Annotated in this window: 15 protein-coding genes; all 15 read right to left on the reverse strand. The window is 68.8% G+C overall.

All coding sequences use genetic code 11. The features are described 5' to 3' along the window. Nucleotides 1-203: 203 nt before the first annotated feature. Entirely contained in the window at nt 204-1862 is a 1659-nt protein-coding gene (locus ACWEPG_RS13570) for an FAD-dependent oxidoreductase (RefSeq protein ID WP_452594577.1), read from the reverse strand. 236 nt (nt 1863-2098) lie between these two features. Next, a complete protein-coding gene (locus ACWEPG_RS13575; protein ID WP_450112577.1) occupies nt 2099-2737 on the reverse strand; it encodes a TetR/AcrR family transcriptional regulator in 639 nt (212 codons plus the stop codon). A gap of 84 nt (nt 2738-2821) precedes the next feature. Next, a complete protein-coding gene (locus ACWEPG_RS13580; protein WP_450112576.1) occupies nt 2822-3466 on the reverse strand; it encodes a TetR/AcrR family transcriptional regulator in 645 nt (214 codons plus the stop codon). A 240-nt stretch (nt 3467-3706) separates the two neighbouring features. Beyond that, nucleotides 3707-4945 (reverse strand): cytochrome P450, encoded by a 1239-nt coding sequence (locus tag ACWEPG_RS13585; protein ID WP_345348481.1) that lies wholly within the window; start codon nt 4943-4945, stop codon nt 3707-3709. 28 nt (nt 4946-4973) lie between these two features. Further along, complete coding sequence (locus ACWEPG_RS13590; RefSeq protein WP_450112575.1) at nt 4974-5225, reverse strand: ferredoxin; 252 nt, start codon at nt 5223-5225, stop codon at nt 4974-4976. Further along, nucleotides 5222-6097 carry an SDR family NAD(P)-dependent oxidoreductase gene (locus tag ACWEPG_RS13595; RefSeq protein WP_452594578.1) on the reverse strand — a complete coding sequence of 292 codons (876 nt, stop codon included), beginning with the start codon at nt 6095-6097 and terminating at the stop codon, nt 5222-5224. The genes ACWEPG_RS13590 and ACWEPG_RS13595 overlap by 4 nt, the downstream gene beginning before the upstream one ends. A 321-nt stretch (nt 6098-6418) precedes the next feature. Continuing rightward, complete coding sequence (locus ACWEPG_RS13600) at nt 6419-7300, reverse strand: sulfurtransferase (protein WP_452594579.1); 882 nt, start codon at nt 7298-7300, stop codon at nt 6419-6421. Between the two features lie 146 nt (nt 7301-7446). Next, on the reverse strand, nt 7447-8802 hold the full coding sequence (locus ACWEPG_RS13605) for an MFS transporter (RefSeq protein WP_452594580.1): 1356 nt from the start codon (nt 8800-8802) through the stop codon (nt 7447-7449). Nucleotides 8803-9264: 462 nt separating this feature from the next. Continuing rightward, entirely contained in the window at nt 9265-11673 is a 2409-nt protein-coding gene (locus tag ACWEPG_RS13610) for a CaiB/BaiF CoA transferase family protein (RefSeq protein WP_452594581.1), read from the reverse strand. Nucleotides 11674-11707: 34 nt separating this feature from the next. Next, a complete protein-coding gene (locus ACWEPG_RS13615; protein ID WP_452594582.1) occupies nt 11708-13153 on the reverse strand; it encodes an aldehyde dehydrogenase in 1446 nt (481 codons plus the stop codon). 116 nt (nt 13154-13269) lie between these two features. Then, complete coding sequence (locus tag ACWEPG_RS13620) at nt 13270-14478, reverse strand: thiolase C-terminal domain-containing protein (RefSeq protein ID WP_452594583.1); 1209 nt, start codon at nt 14476-14478, stop codon at nt 13270-13272. Further along, a complete protein-coding gene (locus ACWEPG_RS13625; protein WP_452594584.1) occupies nt 14475-14915 on the reverse strand; it encodes a Zn-ribbon domain-containing OB-fold protein in 441 nt (146 codons plus the stop codon). Before ACWEPG_RS13625 ends, ACWEPG_RS13620 begins: the two co-directional genes overlap by 4 nt. Then, nucleotides 14912-15226 (reverse strand): hypothetical protein, encoded by a 315-nt coding sequence (locus tag ACWEPG_RS13630; RefSeq protein ID WP_452594585.1) that lies wholly within the window; start codon nt 15224-15226, stop codon nt 14912-14914. Before ACWEPG_RS13630 ends, ACWEPG_RS13625 begins: the two co-directional genes overlap by 4 nt. Before the next feature lie 127 nt (nt 15227-15353). Then, a complete protein-coding gene (locus tag ACWEPG_RS13635; protein ID WP_452594586.1) occupies nt 15354-16850 on the reverse strand; it encodes an acetyl-CoA acetyltransferase in 1497 nt (498 codons plus the stop codon). 164 nt (nt 16851-17014) lie between these two features. Further along, nucleotides 17015-17617: a TetR/AcrR family transcriptional regulator gene (locus ACWEPG_RS13640; protein WP_450112565.1), complete on the reverse strand. Its 603-nt coding sequence runs from the start codon at nt 17615-17617 to the stop codon at nt 17015-17017. Nucleotides 17618-17628 lie beyond the last annotated feature (11 nt).

Here is a 17628-nt window from a genome sequence, read left to right on the forward strand (position 1 = left end):
CTTGTGCACAACACATTCGATTCATGTGGACATACGTGCACGCCAGCAGAGCCTCGAGCGAAACGGTCCCTGTGACATGCACCAGCACGGTCACGGACGCCGTCTCACGGCCTCTCCGTCACCGTTCGTCCCCCCGAGGACGTTGTCGGGCAACACGAAGTCGCCCCGTTCATCACGCGCGGCGCACTGGGGCGCCGGCAGCCTCAGCCGATCGGTGAAGCCTGTCGACCGAGAGCGATGTCGACCATCTCCGAGCGATCGACGGCCTTGAGGCGAGGGCGTCCCACCTTCCGTCCCGCTTTCCGCTCGTGGGAATCCAGACGCTTCCAGCCGGCGAGGTCCAGCCTCTCGGGTTGCCGTTGCTCCACCAGGTCGGCGAACTGTTCGGAAGTTCCTTCCGGCACAGCCAGTTTGCCGGATGCGAAGTCAGCCACGATCTGCACCGCGGTGGCTTCCGAGCAGGCGCGATTCGATCCGATCACACCACTCGGCCCACGCTTGAGCCAGCCGGCCGTGTACACCCCACGCACCTGTACGCCGGAGTCGGGATCGACGACGGCTCCGTTGCGGTTGGGCAGCACCCCACGAGCGTGGTCGAAGGGCAATCCCTCGACGGGCCTGCCCATGAATCCCACGGACCTGATCACCAGATCGGCGGGAACGGTCTCGCTGCGGCCGGACGCCGAGATCCCGCCCTCGGCGGTTCGTTCGTTGACATCGATGCGGAGGCCCTCCGTACGGATGTCGCCGAGAATCCCGGTCGGTGATCCGAAGAACTGCAAGTGAATCCGGCGGTTGCCTGGAGTCGGCTGTGCCGCCGCGTAGCGGTTCAGGACGGACGCGCGGATCCTGGTGAGCTCGTCGTTCGCGTGAGCGGACTCGAACGAGTGCGAGGCCGTGACATCGACCCCGGCGAGGTTGCCCAGGCCCAGCAACTCGGGAGTGCTGAAGGCCGCGTGCTCGGGACCTCGCCGGCCCAGCACGACCACTTCCCGGATGCGGCTCGCCGCAAGGGCCTCGAGGGCGTGGGCGGCGATGTCCGTGCCGATCAGCCTGGCCACGTCACCGGCGAGCACCCGCGCGACGTCCAGGGCGACGTTGCCGTTGCCCACCACCACCGCGCGCTCCCCGGACAGATCGAAGGTGGCATCGGCATGATCGGGATGGCCGTTGTACCAGAGAACGAAGTCGCGCGCGGAGACGCTGCCGGGAAGGCCTTCCCCCGGAACACCGAGCGGGCGATCTCCGTTCGCACCCGATGCGTACACAACGGCGTGATGATGACGCAACACCTCGTCATGCGTGACGTGCACGCCCACTTCGGTGTTCAGGTGCACGGTGCATCCGCGCTTGCCGAGGGTACGGCCGAACAACGTCGCGATGCTCTTGGTGGCGGCGTGGTCGGGTGCGACTCCGTAGCGGACGAGCCCTCCGGGCGCGGGCAACCGTTCGAGGACGGTGATCTCGACGTCGAGTCCTCGGATCGTGTTCAGCGCGTCCACGACGTAGCAGGCCGACGGGCCGCTTCCCACGACGGCGACCCGGAGTGGGCCGCTCGTCGCGGCCACGGTCACGGGTTCGACGACATCCGGTGCGGCCGACCCGGGCAGATCCGAGTAGTAGGCCGCGTTGATCGCGACGAAGGGTTCGAGTGCGGGCGTGACGTCCTCGGGCGGCACGATCGCGTCCACGGGGCACTCGTCCACGCATGCGCCGCAGTCGATGCACGCGTCCGGGTCGATGAACAGCATCTCTGTTCGGACGAATGCACGCTCGCGCGGGGACGGATGGATGCAGTCGACGGGACATACCGCGACGCAACTCGCGTCGTTGCAGCACGGTTGGGTGATCACGTGCGCCATGGTCGCTCCTGACGTTGTTGCCCGGATCTCGTATTCGCCGGCTGAACGCCGCGGGGAGAACTCGGTGTGCACTCGGAGAATCTGGTGGACATGCGTGTCTTTGCGGAGCCGTTCACGGCCCCGAACCTGCCCCGACAACAGGTTTACAAATAACAATCTGTGTCATACGTTACGGCATGTGATGCGGGACACGCAACAAGCACATCGCCGGGCGCGCGGGTCGGCCCGGCCGACCGTCACGCGCCCGGTTCCGGCCCCCGAGGTGCCGGATCTGCCACGATGCCGGGGAGCAGCAGCTTGGCCAGCATGCGTCGATGGTCGGGGTCACTCGCGGCACCGAAATCCATGCGCCCCACCAGGATCAGTTCGACGACGACGATCCACTCGGTGATCTCGCGGTTGGTCAGGCCGGGACGGATCTCGCCGCGCTCACGGGCGGCATCGAGTACCGGCGCCCACATTTCGTGTGTCAGTTGCGCCGCCAGTCCCGAGCTGCCGGTCAACGCGGTGTCCCAGCCCAGTTGTTCCGGGCCGACGATCAGGCGGATGAGCGGGTCCCTGCGCCCGCGGTCGACGAGTTGGGCGAGCCCCTCGACGAGTTGCTCGGAGAGGCCGTCGCAGCCGGCGAGGAAGGCGTGCGTCTCCGCGAACAGGCGCCGGGACCGGGCCGCGATGAGCGCCGAGACGAGGGCGTCACGGTCACGAAAGTATCGATAGAGGGCGGGGCGGGAGACGCCCGCCTCCTTGGCGATGTCGTCCATCGTCGACTTGACCACGCCGTACCGCTCGAATGCCGCCTCGGCGGCATCGAGAATCCGTGTGCGCGCTTCGTCCGCGTCCGTGCCGAGGACGCTCACCGCCCGTCGTCGTGCCATCTCCGTCACCTCCGGTCGAGACGAGTCGTCACCGAAACGGCGACCGGCCGGAGCCGGGGAGCGGCGACCGATTCCACGGTGCCCTCAACCGCACACCGCAGCCGGGCCGGCACTCGTGCGTGCCGGCTCACGGACGATCGCGGGCAGCAGGAACCGGGTGAGCATGCGCCGATGCTCCGGATCGTCACTGTCACCGAAGTCATTACGCCCCATCAGGATCAGCTGCACCATCGTGATCCAGTCGCAGATCTCCTCGTCCGTCGTTCCGGGTCGGATCTCGCCCCGGTCGCGGGCCTCGTCGATGAGCGGTGACCACATCTCGGTGTTCAGCCGGGTCGCGAGACCCGACGTGCCGAGGAGGGCGGTGGCGGTGTCCATGTGTTCGGGGGTGACCAGCAACCGCATGATCGGGTCGCGCCGGCCACGGTCCACGAGGTGCACGATTCCGTCCACGACCTGCTCGCCGAACGTCGGCCGCTCGCGGAGAAACGCACGCGCCGTGTCGAACAGCCGGCGCGACCGCGCCTCCACGATGGCCGAGATCAGCGTGTCCCGGTCCCGGAAGTAGCGGTAGACCGTCGGCCTCGACACGCCCACCTCCTTGGCGACGTCGCCCATCGTGGCCTTGACGATTCCGTAGCGCTGGAAGACGGACTCGGCCGCGGTGAAGATCTGGGCACGCGCATCGTCCACGCTCTCACCCAGGACGCCGACGCGCCTGCGCGCCATTCGACCCTCCACTTCACCGGTTCGACACTGCCATGCGGCTCTGGAAAGGGTACCAGGGACAACTGCACCCTCGGCGCCGTAGGAGGCACGGGCGCAGCGTATCTCGGCCGCATCCACCCCATAGGAGTGTCCCGGCGTGGCCGCCCCCTTGCGGCCGCACCGGGACACCCGGGTGGCGTCCGGCCCCCTCTGCCGACCCCTACCCTGCGATGCTGGTCTTCTCCTGCCGGGCAGGCTCGCTCACACCGCCGGTGTGAACTGGATCGGAAGGCGCGCGCAGCCACGCACCTGGCTGCCGTGCAGGATCGGCGGATCCGCCTCCACGAGGCGGTAGTCCGGGATCCGCCGGTGCAGTTCCTCGAGAGCGATGGACAGTTCGATCCGCGCGAGGTGCGATCCGAGGCAGCGGTGCGCGCCCGAGCCGAAAGAGAGGTGCCGATTCGGATGCCGTTCCAGCTGAAGGTCGTTCGGGTCATCGAACTCGCCCTCGTCCCGATTGGCGGAGCACAGCATCAGGATGAGCTGGTCACCCGCCTTGATCTGGACGCCGCCGAGTTCGACGTCGCGGGTGGCACACCGCCCCGGCACGACCGCCGCCTCGATTCGGAGGATCTCCTCGACCGCACTCGCGATCAGATCGTCGTTCTCGATCAGCTCCGCGCGCTGCTCCGGGTTGTTGTAGAGATGGATGACGGCCCAGGCGAGAGAGCCCTGCACCGTGTGCAGCCCGGCAATGAGGAGCAGGAAGAACATCCGGTTGAGTTCCTCGTCGGTCAGCAGCCGCTTGCCGTCCTCGAGCTCGACCTCAGTGTGGATCAGCGCCGAGGTGACGTCGTCACCCGGATTCTTCCGCCGCTCGTCGACGATCTTCTGGAAGTAGCCCAGCATCTCGAAGCCGGCCATGGCCCGAGCCTGCTGCGACTCTTCCTCGGTTCCACCGGGTTTGCCGACGAGGATGGTGTCCGTTGCCGCGGTGAACATCGGGGCGTCCTCGACCGGCCAGTCCATCAGCGCCAGGAACACGCGGGTGGGCAGCTCGTGCGCGAACTCGCTGATGAACTCCGCTTCACCCTTCGCGGCGAAGCCGTCGATCAGCTCGTTGACCAGATCCCGGATCTGCTCGGTCAGCGCCTTCATCCGGTTGGGGGAGAACAGCGGCTGCAGGGCGAGTCGGTAGCCGGTGTGCTCCGGCGGGTCGAGCTCGATCGGAATGAACTTGCCCATGCCGCCCGGCCCGGTGACGAGGTTGTTCGGGTAGCTCGAGAAGGTCTCCGGATCGCGCAGGACCTCGTGAATCTCCTTGTAGTGCGTGACGATCCAGTGCCCACCGTGAGCGGTGGAGTACACGACCGGGCCCTTGCCTGCAAGCTCGGCGACGCGATCCTGGATCGTGTCGACCGGCGCGGTCAGGGCCGGGTCGTAGATGTCGAAGTCGACGACGAGATCGCTGGGCGCGTCGTCCAGAGTGGTGGTGGTCATGTCGTTCCTTCCTCGGAACTGTTTCTGATCAGACGGATTCGACGGTGAGGGCACGTTCCGGACACACCTGCACGGCGGCCCGGGCGGCGTCGATCTCGGCTGCGGTGTCGAGCGGATCGCGCAGAATCACGGGATCACCCTGATCGTCGCAATCGAGCACCTCGGGATACCCGCCGTAACACAGGCCGTGACCGGCGCAGGCGGAACGATCGACGTTCAGGCGTAATCCTGTCCCGCTTTCGCTGCTGTGGCCGGACGAGGCGGCGGTCGTTGCGGTCATGCGCCGTGGCCGTCCGTCGAGGGTTCCAGATCCTCCGGGAACCACATGCCGACGCGGGACAGTGTTCCGCCGTCGGTGGTCGGCAGCACGACACCCGACATGTAGGCAGAGTCGTCCGACACCATGAACAGGGCCGCTCGGGCGTTGTCGTCGAGTGACGGCGGACGGCCAAGCTTGAGCGGGATCGGCGAGACTCCCGGATCCCAGGGGCCGGCGACCTCCTCGTAGGACTTCCCGACGACCGGAGTGCCCTCCGGCGCGAGGAAGTTCGGCGACATGCCGTGGGTGGGCGCGATGGCATTGACGCGAATGCCGTACTTGCCCAGGTCCAGGCTCAGCCCGCGAACGAGCCCGTTCACGCCGGCTTTCGTCGCCGAATACATCGCGATGCTGTGGTAGGCCACCAGGGACGCGGCCGACGAGGTCGCGAGGATGACGCCGCCACCCTGCTTGCGCATCGTGGGAACGACGGCCTTCGCGGTGTAGAAGACACCGGAGAGGTTCACGCCGACCACATCCTGCCAGTCGGCGTCGGTGAGGTCCTCGAAGTCGACCTGCTCTCCTCCGGCCACGGACGGCACTCCGCCGCGAGAAACGACGCCGGCGTTGGCAAATGCGATGTCGACGGTACCGAAAGCGTCGACGGTCGTCGCGACGGCGTCGGCGACCTGCTTCTCGCTCCGGACGTCCGCCGTGATCGCGATCGCGGTACCGCCCTGTTCCTCGACGAGCGCGACCGTGCCCTTGGCCCGTTCGGCATCGATGTCGACGACGGCGATCGTGGCGCCCTCGGAGGCGAACAGCTGCGAAGACCGCCGTCCGAGCCCGGACCCCGCGCCGGTGATGAGAGCGACCTTGCCGTTGAGTTTCATACGAGCTCCTTGTGTGAAAGGGAGTGCATGGTGAGCCACAGCGGTCGTTGCCGTGGAGAGATGTCGCCCGAACCCGGGCGACCTGAAGACTCTGACCGGAGGTGTTCTTCTCGCGGCCTGTGACTGACGTTACAGCGAATGACAGCTGACGTCAATCGATTTTTGTCAGCAGCTCTCGCGGGGACGCCGGAGACAGCACTGAGCTCCCCGGGTGTGCACCGCATCCCGGGGAGCTCCTCGCATTGTGTCCGTGCCCTGCGAATACGGCAGTGGGGCGGACCGTGACGGTCCGCCCCACTGCTGTCCGCGCCCTTCGCCGATTCAGGCGGTCGGCTCACCGACCTCGAGGGGCAGCGACTCGTCGGACACCCACTCGTTCATCGACCCGTCGTAGACGGCGACGTCCTCGCGGCCGAGCCGGGCGAGCTGGAAGGCGAGGAAGGTCGCGGCAATGCCGCCACCGCAGTAGGTGACCACCGACTTGTCCTCGTCGAGCGCACCCGCCTCGGCGAACAGCGGCCGGACCAGCTCCAGCCCGCCGACCCTGCCGTCCTCGGTGACCAGGTCGCCGAAGAAGACGTTGACGCTGTCCGGGATCCGGCCCGGACGCCCGTACCCGTAGGTGTCCACCTCGCCCCGGAACGTCTGCGGCTCCAGCGAGTTCACCAGGACGCCGGCCGGGTTACCGATCCCGGCGAGGATGCTCTCCTTCGTCGCGAGCAGTTCGGGCCGGCGCTCACCGGAGAAGGCTGCTGCCGGGTAGGTGTTGCTCCCGCCCTGCTCGATCTCGTGCCCTGCGGCCTTCCAGGCACCGAGACCGCCGTCGAGGACCGATACCCGGTCGAAGCCCTCCAGCCGCAGGTTCCACCACAGCCGGGTCGCCCACAGGTTCCCGCCCTGGTCGTAGAGAACGACATGGGTGTCCGGTCCGATGCCGAGGGCACCGGCCCGCTGCGCGAAGGTGTCGTGGTCGAGGCTGGTGAAGGCATACGGTGACTGCGTGTCGGCGAGGTCGCCGAACACGTCGGCGTGCGCGGCGCCGGGGATGTGCTCCGCCTCGTAAGTCTCCCGCCCGGACGTGGTGAACGGTTCGCCCGCCTGGGTCTTCCCGTGCGAGATGCTGACGTCGTAGATCCGGATGTTCTGATCCGAACGGTGGGCGACGAGCCAGTCGGCGTCGACGAGCAGGGGGACGGTGGACATCGGAGTGCTCCAATCCTGCGCCACGGCAGCACCGGCCGTCGCGCGTCGAATATCTAGTTCCTTTAGGCCAGAGTATCGTCCCGACCGAGAACGGCACGGGTTCCGATCCCCGCGATCGGAACCCGTGCCGTGACGTCCGGGTGCGACTACACCGGCAGAGTCTCGACGTCTCCGCCCGCCTCGAGCGATTCCGATCGCGTCCGCGAGAGTGCCGCCGCGACCAGGCCGAGGATCGCGATGCCGCAGAGCAGCAGGCTCAGCCAGGCGGTGGTGTCATGAAAGGCCAGTGGCACCGCGACCACCGGCACGATGGCCGCGCCGAGGGCGTTACCGGTCTCCCGGCCCAGACCGAGTCCGCTGTAGGCGTGCCGGGTCTCGAACAGTTCGGTGACGTAGGCGCCCATCGGGCCGAAGATCGACGCGACCCCGATGCCGTTGCCCAGAGCGAGGACGAGCCAGAACACGGTTGCGGAGCCGTGGTTCGAGAGCAGCCAGAACGCGGGCCACGCGAAGACGGCGCTGTAGACGAAGCCAAAGATGATCACCGGCCGTCGGCCCATCCGATCCGAGAGGCCACCGAACAGCGGGATCAGCAGTGCGTTGGCGACCTGGGCAAGAATCAGGCCGATGAGGATGTCGGTCTTGCCCAGCCCGAGCTGGTTGGCGCCGAAAGTGCCCATGAACACGATGAAGAAGTAGCCGATGCCCGTCATGCCGATGGCCATCACCATCACGGCGAGCAGTGCCCGCGGCTGCTGGCGAATCACGTCGCGGACCGGAGTCCGAGCCGTGTCATCCGCGTTCTCGATTCGCCGGAACTCCGGTGTCTCGGGCAGCGACCGCCGCAGCCACAGCCCGTAGGCGAGGATCAAACCACTGAGCAGGAACGGAATCCGCCACCCCCAGTCGAGAAAGTCCTCCTTCGACAGCAGGGTCGACACCAGCAGCAGTGCACTGGTACCCAGGACGCCACCGAGCGCCGAACCCATACCGGGGAGTGAACCGAGCAGTCCCCGCTTGCGTTCCGGCGCGAACTCCACCGCAACCAGCGTGGCACCGCCGTACTCGGCGCTCGCGCCGATGCCCTGGAGGATCCGGAGGAACACCAGCAGGACGGGTGCGAGCCATCCGATCTGGGCGTATCCCGGCAGCACGCCGACAAGCATGGTGGCCGCGCCCATCAGCACAAGGGTCAGCACGAGAATTCGCTTGCGCCCGATACGGTCTCCGAGACTTCCGAGGACCACCCCGCCGATCGGGCGGACCAGGAAGCCGACCGCAAAGGTGCCGACCGCCTGCAGGGTCCCCAGGAACGGGCTCGATCCGGAGAAGAACACGCTCGCGAAGACCACCGAGGCCGCAGAAGCGTAGAGGCTGAAATCGTAGTATTCGAGCAGGGTTCCGACGAAGGCGGCGCGGCTGGCCCGGCGCGAGTCCGCGGTGGAGCGCGCCCGGATCGAGTCCGTGAGGTTTTCGGTGACTTCGGTTCTGGTCTCGGTCATGCACACCTCGATGTGTGTAAGGCCGGGCGATCACCCGGAATGTCCTGTGATGCGCAACACATTAACCAATAGTCATTAGATTTGTCTACGGAAGATTCTTGCGCTCGACTTGGCGCCAAATGTGTGCAACCACCATCTATTTCGATCGGAAGTTGAACTCCATTCGACATCCGGCAAGCCCAGGACGGACTCGTATGCGTGACGCACGACGTGCGGGCCTGGTCGCAGGCCCGCTTGTTCGGGTCGAATCGGAACTCCGGCCGCGCAGGTGACGGCGGCATGATCGTGCCCGCAGCGGGGAGGCAAGGTTCGAAGTTCCGTCACCAGCGCGTGAATACCGTTGCAGGTCTGCCGGTTCCACAATACTGCGTCCATCCGGAAGCAAACTGCGACGACAGCACGTCACCCGAGATGACCTGCTGTCGTCGCAATTTCAAGGCGTTCCGGCCGGTGCTGTCCGGGCTAGCCGGTCGCCACCTCCCGCACGAGGGCAGGGTCGGTCGCCGGAGGCTGCAACACCCCGGACCGCACCAGCGCATCGATCTCGGCGTCCTCCAGGCCGAGCAGTTCGGCGCAGATCTGCCGGGTCTGCTCGCCGGCCAGCGGAGCCTGACGGGTGGGCGGGTCGGCGATCTCGCCGAACACGGCGACCCGGGCGGTGGCGGATAGGGGTGTCGGCAGCAGCTCGTGCTCGACCGCCGTGTAGGTGGCACGAGCGGTCAGCTGCGGGTCGGTGAGCAGTTGCGGCAGCCGCAGCATCGCCCCCGCGGGGACTCCCGCGGCCTGCAGCACCGCCGTCGCCTCCTGGGGGTCCCGGTCCCGAAGCCAGGCCGCGATGATGCCGTCCACCTCGCCGCGGTTCGCGATCCGCTGCGGGTTGGTGGCGAACCGCCTGTCCCCCACCAGGTCCGGACGATCGACCACACCGCACAGCGCCGCCCACTCGTCGTCGTCGCGGACGGTGACCACGCACCACTCGTCGTCACCGGCGCACGCGTACACGCCACTCGGCGCGGCGTACGGATCGACGTTGCCGGGCGCGGTGATCGTCCCGGGCCGGATTCCCTCGGTGACCAGCTGGGTGCCGAGCTGCACCAATGCCGTGTCCGCCTGGGCCACCTCGAGGTTCGTTCCCCGTCCCGTCCGACGCCGGTCGATCAGCGCGGCGAGCACCGCGATGGCGGTGACGTGCGCGGCGATGTGGTCGGGGTACACGGTCTGCCCGTCGCAGAGCAGTTCCTCGTCGTCCGGGTACCGCCACAGGGCGGATACGCCGCACGAGGCCCGGACCAGCGGGCCGTAGCCGAGCCGGGTGCTCCACGGTCCGGTGCTGCCGAATGCGCTCGACTCCGACACCACGACACGGGGATTGATCTCGGCGAGGGTCTCGTACGAGAAGCCCATCGACGCCAGGGTGCCGGGTTTGAAGTTGGCCAGCACCACGTCCGCATCGGCGACCAGTCGCCGGAAGAGGTCGACGCCCTCGGGGCTGCGCAGGTCGATCCCGAGACTGCGCTTGTTGCGGTGCCCCCAGGCGACGGATGCGGCCAGCGCCGCGCCGCGCTTGGACTGGCGCAGCCCGTCGGGGAAGTTCGCGTTCTCGATCTTGATGACGTCGGCGCCGTAGTCGGCGAACTGCCGGCTCAACTCGGCGCCGAACACGATCACCCCTAGGTCGAGGACGCGCAGCCCGGCCAGCGGCGCGGCCGACGGGTCACCCGTACCGGCAATGATGTCCCGCGCCGCGAAGGTCAGGTCGTTGTGCTCGCCGAGTTGCGGTGCCCGCGTTCGGATCCCGGCACGATCTCCCCCGACACGGACATAGCCCGACGGCACGCGGGCCCGGAGCCCGGGCGCGATCTCCGCGTCGACGAGGGAACCGGACGCCGCGAAGTGCTCGGTGGTGAGCACCTCGCTGAGGGTGTGCACACCACCGACCGGCACGCCGCGGCGCGCCCCCTCCGCCACCAACTCCGCCTGGGTGTATGCGGAGAACAGCTGCTCGATCAGGGGGTGCAGGGTGTCCGCGGCGACGAATCGCGCAGGGATGGTGTCGTACTTCGGATCCGCGAACTCCTCTGGCTCACCGAGCCATTCGAACATGCCCCGCCACTGCCGTTTGGCGAGCAGGCAGATCCGGACGTGACCGTCCTTGCAGGGGAACACCGGATAGAAGTTGGCGGCGTTCGGCCTGCCCCGCGGGAAATCCTCGGACCGCGCCGCGGCCGCGGACCCCTGGGTGCCGAATCCGGGGTCGAATCCGTGCACGATCGCCTCGAACGCGGACACGTCGACGGTTTCGCCGCGACCGGTACCCAATCGGCGGTGGTACGCGAGCAGTGCGGCCCAGGCGGCGTGCGCGCCGACGGTCTCCTCGACCAGTCCGCCCGGCGGCAGCAGCGGTTCCGCGCCCGGGGCACCGGAGCGGGACAGGACTCCGGACAGTCCGTAGAGCACCTGCTCGGTCGCCACCCAGTCCCGGTACGGTCCGGTCTGGCCGAATCCGCTGACCGACACCCACACCAGTCCCGGTACGAGGGCCCGAATCTCGTTCGCGCCGACACCGCACTCGGACAGCCGGCCCGGGCGCAGCGACTCGATCAGGATGTCCGCGCTCGTGGCGAGTTCCCGCAGTCGCCCCCGGCCGGCGTCGGTGTCCAGGTCGAGCGTGATCCCGAGCTTGTTGGCATTGCGCAGCGCGAACGGAATGCTCACGCCGTCGACGACGGGTTCGGCGGCACGCGAACGTGATCCGCCGGGCATCTCGATCCGGATCACCTCGGCACCGAGGTCGGCGAGGTAGCGGCCACAGGATTCGCCGAGACCGTCGGTGAGGTCCAGCACCCGGACGCTGTCCAGCGGAAGGGTCATCGTTGGCTCCGTTCGATCGGTGATTGCCTGTGGTTCAGCGGCTGCCGAAATAGACGGACTTCGCGCTGTAGTACGGGGCGAGGCCCTCCGGGCCCAGTTCGCGGCCGAGGCCCGACGCCTTGACGCCGCCGAACGGGGCCGCCAGGTCCAGCGCGTAGTGGTTCACACCGACGGTGCCGCTGTGGATCCGGTCCGCGATCGCCAGACCGTGCTCCTCGTCGGTGGTCCACACCGTGCCGCCGAGACCGTACTCGGAGTCGTTGGCGATCGCGATCGCCTCCTCCTCGTCGCCGTACGGGGTGACGGTCAGGACGGGGCCGAAGATCTCCTCCTGCGCGATCCGCGCCGCGTTGTCCACGCCTTCGAAGACGGTCGGCTCGACGTACCACCCGACGGACTGGTCGGCGGGCGTTCCGCCACCGGAGGTGATGCGGTACCCGTCCGCGCGGCCGGCCTCGATGTAGCCGAGCACCCGGTCGCGCTGGGCGGCACTGACCAGGGGGCCGATCTGGGTCGCCTTGTCCAGCGGGTCGCCGATCCGCAACGCCCGCACGGTCTCGGTCACCGCGTCGACGACCTCGGAGTACCGGCCGCGTGGCGCGAGGATGCGGGTGCTGGCGTGGCAGGTCTGCCCGTTGTTGACCAGCGAGACCTCGAGCAGGTTCGCGGTGAACACGTCGAGGTCGGCGTCGGCCGTGACGATCGCGGCCGACTTGCCGCCGAGTTCCAGGGTCACCGGACGCAGGAGCCGACCACAGACCTCGCCGATGGCCCGTCCCGCGGGAGTCGAACCGGTGAACGCGACCTTGTCGACGCCCGGGTGCTCGACCAGGTACGCGCTGACCTCCCGGCCGGCGGGCACGACGTTCAGCACGCCGGCGGGCAGCCCGGCCTCCACGGCGGCGTCGGCGAAGGCGAAGGCGTCGAGCGCCGTCTCGGGTGCCGGCTTGAGCACCACGGTGCAGCCGGCGGCGAGGGCGGGGGCAATCTTCATCGCCGCGAGCGACTGCGGGTAGTTCCACGGGGTGATCGCCGCGACCACGCCGACCGGATCCCGGCGGACCACCGTGCGTCCCCCGAACGCGCTGGGGCGCACGTCCTCGCGTTCCGCGCGGCGGATCAGGTCCGCGTAGTAGCCGACCATCAGGCCCGGGGCATAACCGTTGGCACCGATCGACAGCGAGATCGGCATGCCGTTCTCGCGGCTGCTCAACACGGCAGTCTGCTTCGCCCTGCTCTTGAGCGCCGCGGCGAACCGGTCGAGGTGGTCGGCGCGCTGCTCGGCCGTCAGGGCGCGCCAGGGCGTCAACGCCCGGCGGGCGGCCGCCACCGCCGCGTCGACGTCCGAGTTGTCGGCCAGCGCGGTGATGCCCAGCACCTTCTCGGTGGCGGCCTCGATCACGTCGTAGGTCGCGTTCGAGTGCGGTGCGGCCCACTCGCCGTCGATGAAGAACGTGCGCCGGTCCAGGGTGGTGTCCATTGAGGATCCTCCGGTAGTGCGGTCGCGCCCGGGTCGGGCAGGTTTCTCGCCCGAGCCGGGCAGATGTCTCGCCCGGGTCGGGCAGATGTCTCGCCCGGGTCGGGCAGATGTCTCGGTCAGAGGGTTTCTTCGTGGCCGAACAGCGTCGAGCTGACCAGCGGCGCCATCGGTCCGCCGATGAACAGTGAGGTGCGTGCTCCGGCAACGGGATTGGTCGAGGTGCCGCGAATCTGCCGGACGGCCTCGACGGCCAGGCCCATGCCGTTGACGAACGAGTCGGCGATGTTGCCGCCGCTGGTGTTGACCGGCAGCTTGCCGATCCCCGCGGTGAGGTTGTCCACGGTGAGCACCTCGCCGGCGGCGGGACCGGTCGGGGCCAGCCCGTGGTCGATCAGCGCAGCCACGGCGGGCCCGCTGAAGTTCTCGTACACCTGCACCACGTCGACGTCGTCGGGGCCGAGACCCGCTGCGGTCCACAGCCTCTCCGCGACCCCGGGTCGGCCCGGGCGGCCGGCGAATCCCGCACTCGTGTACAGATCGTCGTTGTCGATGATCGACGAGTAGCCGCCGGGTGCGCCCTGCGCACCGGCCAGCACGTAGGCGGCGTCGGGCCGCATGCGCTTCGCGCGCTCGCCCGAGACCAGCACCAGCGCCACCGCGCCGTCGCTTTCCCGGGAGCAGTCGAACAGGTGGAACGGTTCGGTGATCATCCGGGACGCGTCGTAGGTCGCCTCGTCGAGCGGCCGGCCGTAACCGGCAGCGGTGGGGTTGTTCTGGGCGTGCCGGTACGCGGCCAGAACCAGCGCCCGCATCGCCTCGCGGGGCACGCCGTCGTGTTCGAGCAGCCGCTGGGTGCGCAGCGCGCACACCTGGGCGGGCGAGCCGACACCGTGCGCGAGATAGTGCGGTCCGTAGAAGTACTTGGCGTACCCGAGGCGTCCGGTGTCCTCCTGCGCCATCGAGCGGTACACGACCACGCACTCGGCCTGGCCCGCCGCGATGGCGACGGCGGCGTTGTTGACGGCGGCGGCGACGGTGCCGCCTCCCCCGCCCCACATCATGTTGGACCAGCGCACGTCGTCGACGCCGAGGGCGCCGCCGATGGTCGCGCCGTCGTACCCGCCGCCCGCGTAGGAGACGAAGCCGTCGAGTTCGCGTGGGGAGATGCCGGCGTCGGCGCAGGCCGCGACAATCGCCTCGAGCGTCATCCGCAGCTCGCCGTGCGGCGCCTCACCACGCTTGTAGTGCAGCTCGGACACGCCGACGACAGCCGCCGCTCCGCGCATCACGATCGCGGCCGAGCCGCGTGTTGCTGCCCCGCTCATGCCTGTGCTCCTTCACGTCGACGCCACCGCAGCAACGGCCAGGTCGCGCCCTCGTCCAGTTCGATGTGTCCGACCACCGAGTCGCCGATCCGGACGTCGATGTCATCGCCCGTGAGAATGCCCAGGACCCTGCGGTTTCCGGCGCCGGGAAGTTCAACCAGGACCGTGACGTAGGGAACCCGGTCCGCGAGCTCGGTGATGAACGGGTAGTGGCTGCGCGCCCAGCTGTAGACGGTGCCGACCGGCTCGACCGTCTCCCAGCCGGGGTCGAAGGTGTGGCAGCGCCCGCAGATCCACTGCGGACCCCAGATCCACTCGGCACAGTTGCCGCAGCGCTGCAGTCGCAGTTCGCCCTCGCGCAGTCCGTCCCAGTAGGGCAGGTCGAGTCCGTCCGCGGCCGGGCCCCAGGGGAATTCGACTGCGATGTCACCGCTCATGCCGGGGCTCCGGGCACGGCGAAGTTCTCCAGTGACGCGGCCTTCCACTGCCCGTCACGCAGCTCCCAGATCGACCGCAGCCCGATCACGCCGTCGGGGGTGTCGTAGACCGTCTCACCGATCTGCCGGTCACCCTCGAGGCGCACGTCCTTGATCTCGAAGGCGTTGACGGCGCCGCGCGGTACGGAGACTCCGTCGAAGACTGCGGGGATGTTCTCCTGCACCATGTCGGCGATGGCCGCCTTCATGTTCCCGGACACGACGTAGCCCACGTGACGCTCGTACAGCGTCCGAAAGTCCTCTGCCGACATTCGATTCTCCTTGATCCACGGGCGCCGTCGGCGCCGGCTCGGCGCAGCGCGCCGGTATGCATTTACCTTATGTCTTTAGGTATTGGCGCGTCAACGGTGGCGGGCACATCCGAGACGCCGGCCGGGCTCAGGCGAACCCGAACCCACCGTCCTCGGCGACGACGACGCCCGCCCCCGCCTCCTCGTCGGCCAGCAGACGTTCCAGCGCCGCGGCGTCCGTCGTGGACGCGAGCGTGCGGCCCCCGTCCGGGGTGCGAGCCGCGAGGAAGCCGCGCTCCGGCGCACCCGACCGGTCGTGCAGCACCGCCCACGATTCGGCCGTCGCCGGGCCCTCGTACGTGGGATGCGCCTTCGTCGTCGGCTCGCGGTCCACCGCCGCCTGCACGTCCTCGCGACGGAACCCGGCGGCGGGCGGTTCGGTCCGATACACCCCGAAGGCGTGTTTGGTGAGGTACCCGCTGTTCGCGGTCACCAGCCCGTAGCTGCCCGGCGACTCCCGCAGCCGGGTGGCCAGGGTGGCGATCGCGTGGGTGCTGTAGTTGTTCCACGGCCCGCCGGCGAAGGTGAGCCCACCGGTGAGGGTCAGCGGTCGCCCCGGATCATCCAGCGGCAGCCCCAGTTCCCGCGCCGCGACCTGGACCGCGGACGGGAAGCAGGAGTACACGTCGACGTGCGCGACGTCGTCCACACCGATGCCGGCGAGGTCCAGGGCCCGGGCACCGGCGATGCGGATCGCCGGCGAGCGGTCCAGCGCGCCGCGCTCGGCGATGTCGTAGGTGTCGTGCGACTCGGTGCCGGACTGCGGAAACACCCAGTTCTCGCGCGGGATCCCGAGCCGGGTCGCGACCTCCACCGAGCAGAGCAGCAGTGCGGCGCCCTGCTCGACCATGTTGTTGGAGTTGAGCAGCTTGGTGTAGGGCGAGACGATCCACCGGTTGTCCGCGGACGGGGTGACGATCTCGGCCGCGGTGTACTCGCGCTGCGTCCAGGCGTGCGGGTTGATCGCCGCGATCTTGCTGAACCCGGACCACAGGGCGCCGATCGCGTCGCGGTGCTCGGCCACGGACCGTCCGGCGGTGATGCGGAGCGCCTGCTCGAACAGCGGGTAGATGTAGGCCGGGCGGTCCAGGCCGGCCCGCATCTCGGTGGCCGACTGCATCGGTACCTCGTCGACGACCAGCGGCGCCTTCGGCACCGAATCGTCCTGCACCGTCCAGCCGGGACGAATCCCCTGACCGCGCAGCTTCATCCGGGTGCGCCACGACTCGGCGCCACCGATGAGCACGACATCCGACCGGCCGGCGGCGATGTCCTCGGCGGCGGCGTTGACGAGCACCTGCGGCGTGCTGCCGCCGCTGCCGGTGTAGGCGGTGTTCCGGGGCGCGGCACCGACCCGCTCCCCGACCAGCGCGCCGGGGTCGCGGTACTTCCACGACAGCAGGCCGACGATCCGGACGGAGTCGACGAGTTCGAGCAGCCGCGCGCTGCCCGCCTCGTCGGCGGCCCGGCGGGCGGCATCGGCGATCAGGTCCACCGGCTCGCGGCCGCCGTCCCGGTCGTTGATCTGACCACCACCGACGAGGACAGGGGTTCGCGGGTCGAGCGAGGCAGAGTGGGCAGACACAGGGGCACCATCCAGGATCTCTTCGTCGGGACGTCGCCGGAGCGATCGACCCAGTAGCTAATGCCTTTAGGTTAAGGTGGGCCGTGGTGGTTGTCGAGAGCCCCCGGCGCGTTCGCTCGGATCAGCGGTCGTGAACTCCGACCGGACGCAGCCCGGAGCTGCCGTCACCCGACGTTGTCGAGGAACACCCTGAGCATCTCGACGAACAGGCGCTCGTCGGACCAGCCACCCGACTCGAGCGCATCGTTCAGCCGAGGGTCGAACCGGGCGGGCTCCAGGAACGGCGCCATCGCCGGACGTCCCGTCGCCACGCACATCGCCGACCCCACCGTCATACGGTGCACCGATTCCAGAACGAACATCTGTCGGTCGATCGGAACTCCGCCCGCGTCGAGGACCTTGCAGTGCTGCGCGTACAGCGTCTCCAGGAGGGCACGGGGGAAGTACTCGACAACGAGGGGCACTGCCCGGGAATGAGCGAGCAGCGTCGCCCGGAACCGGACCGACGACTCGATCAGCCAGTCCTTCCACCGTCCCTCCCCCGGATCGACCGGATCGGGCAGACGCGGCGTGTCCAGGATGATCGCGCGGGCCGTCTCGGCGAGTATCTCCGCCTTGTCCGCGAAGTGGTTGTACAGGGACGGGCCGCGCACCCCCATCCTGGACGCGATCTTCTCCACACTGAGTGCCCCCGGGCCTTCGGCATCCACGATCTCGATCGCCGTGCGGACCACCGCGTCCCGCTGGATCAGTGGCCTTCTGCCCATCGGTGCCTCCC

Source organism: Rhodococcus sp. NPDC004095, assembly GCF_053604015.1.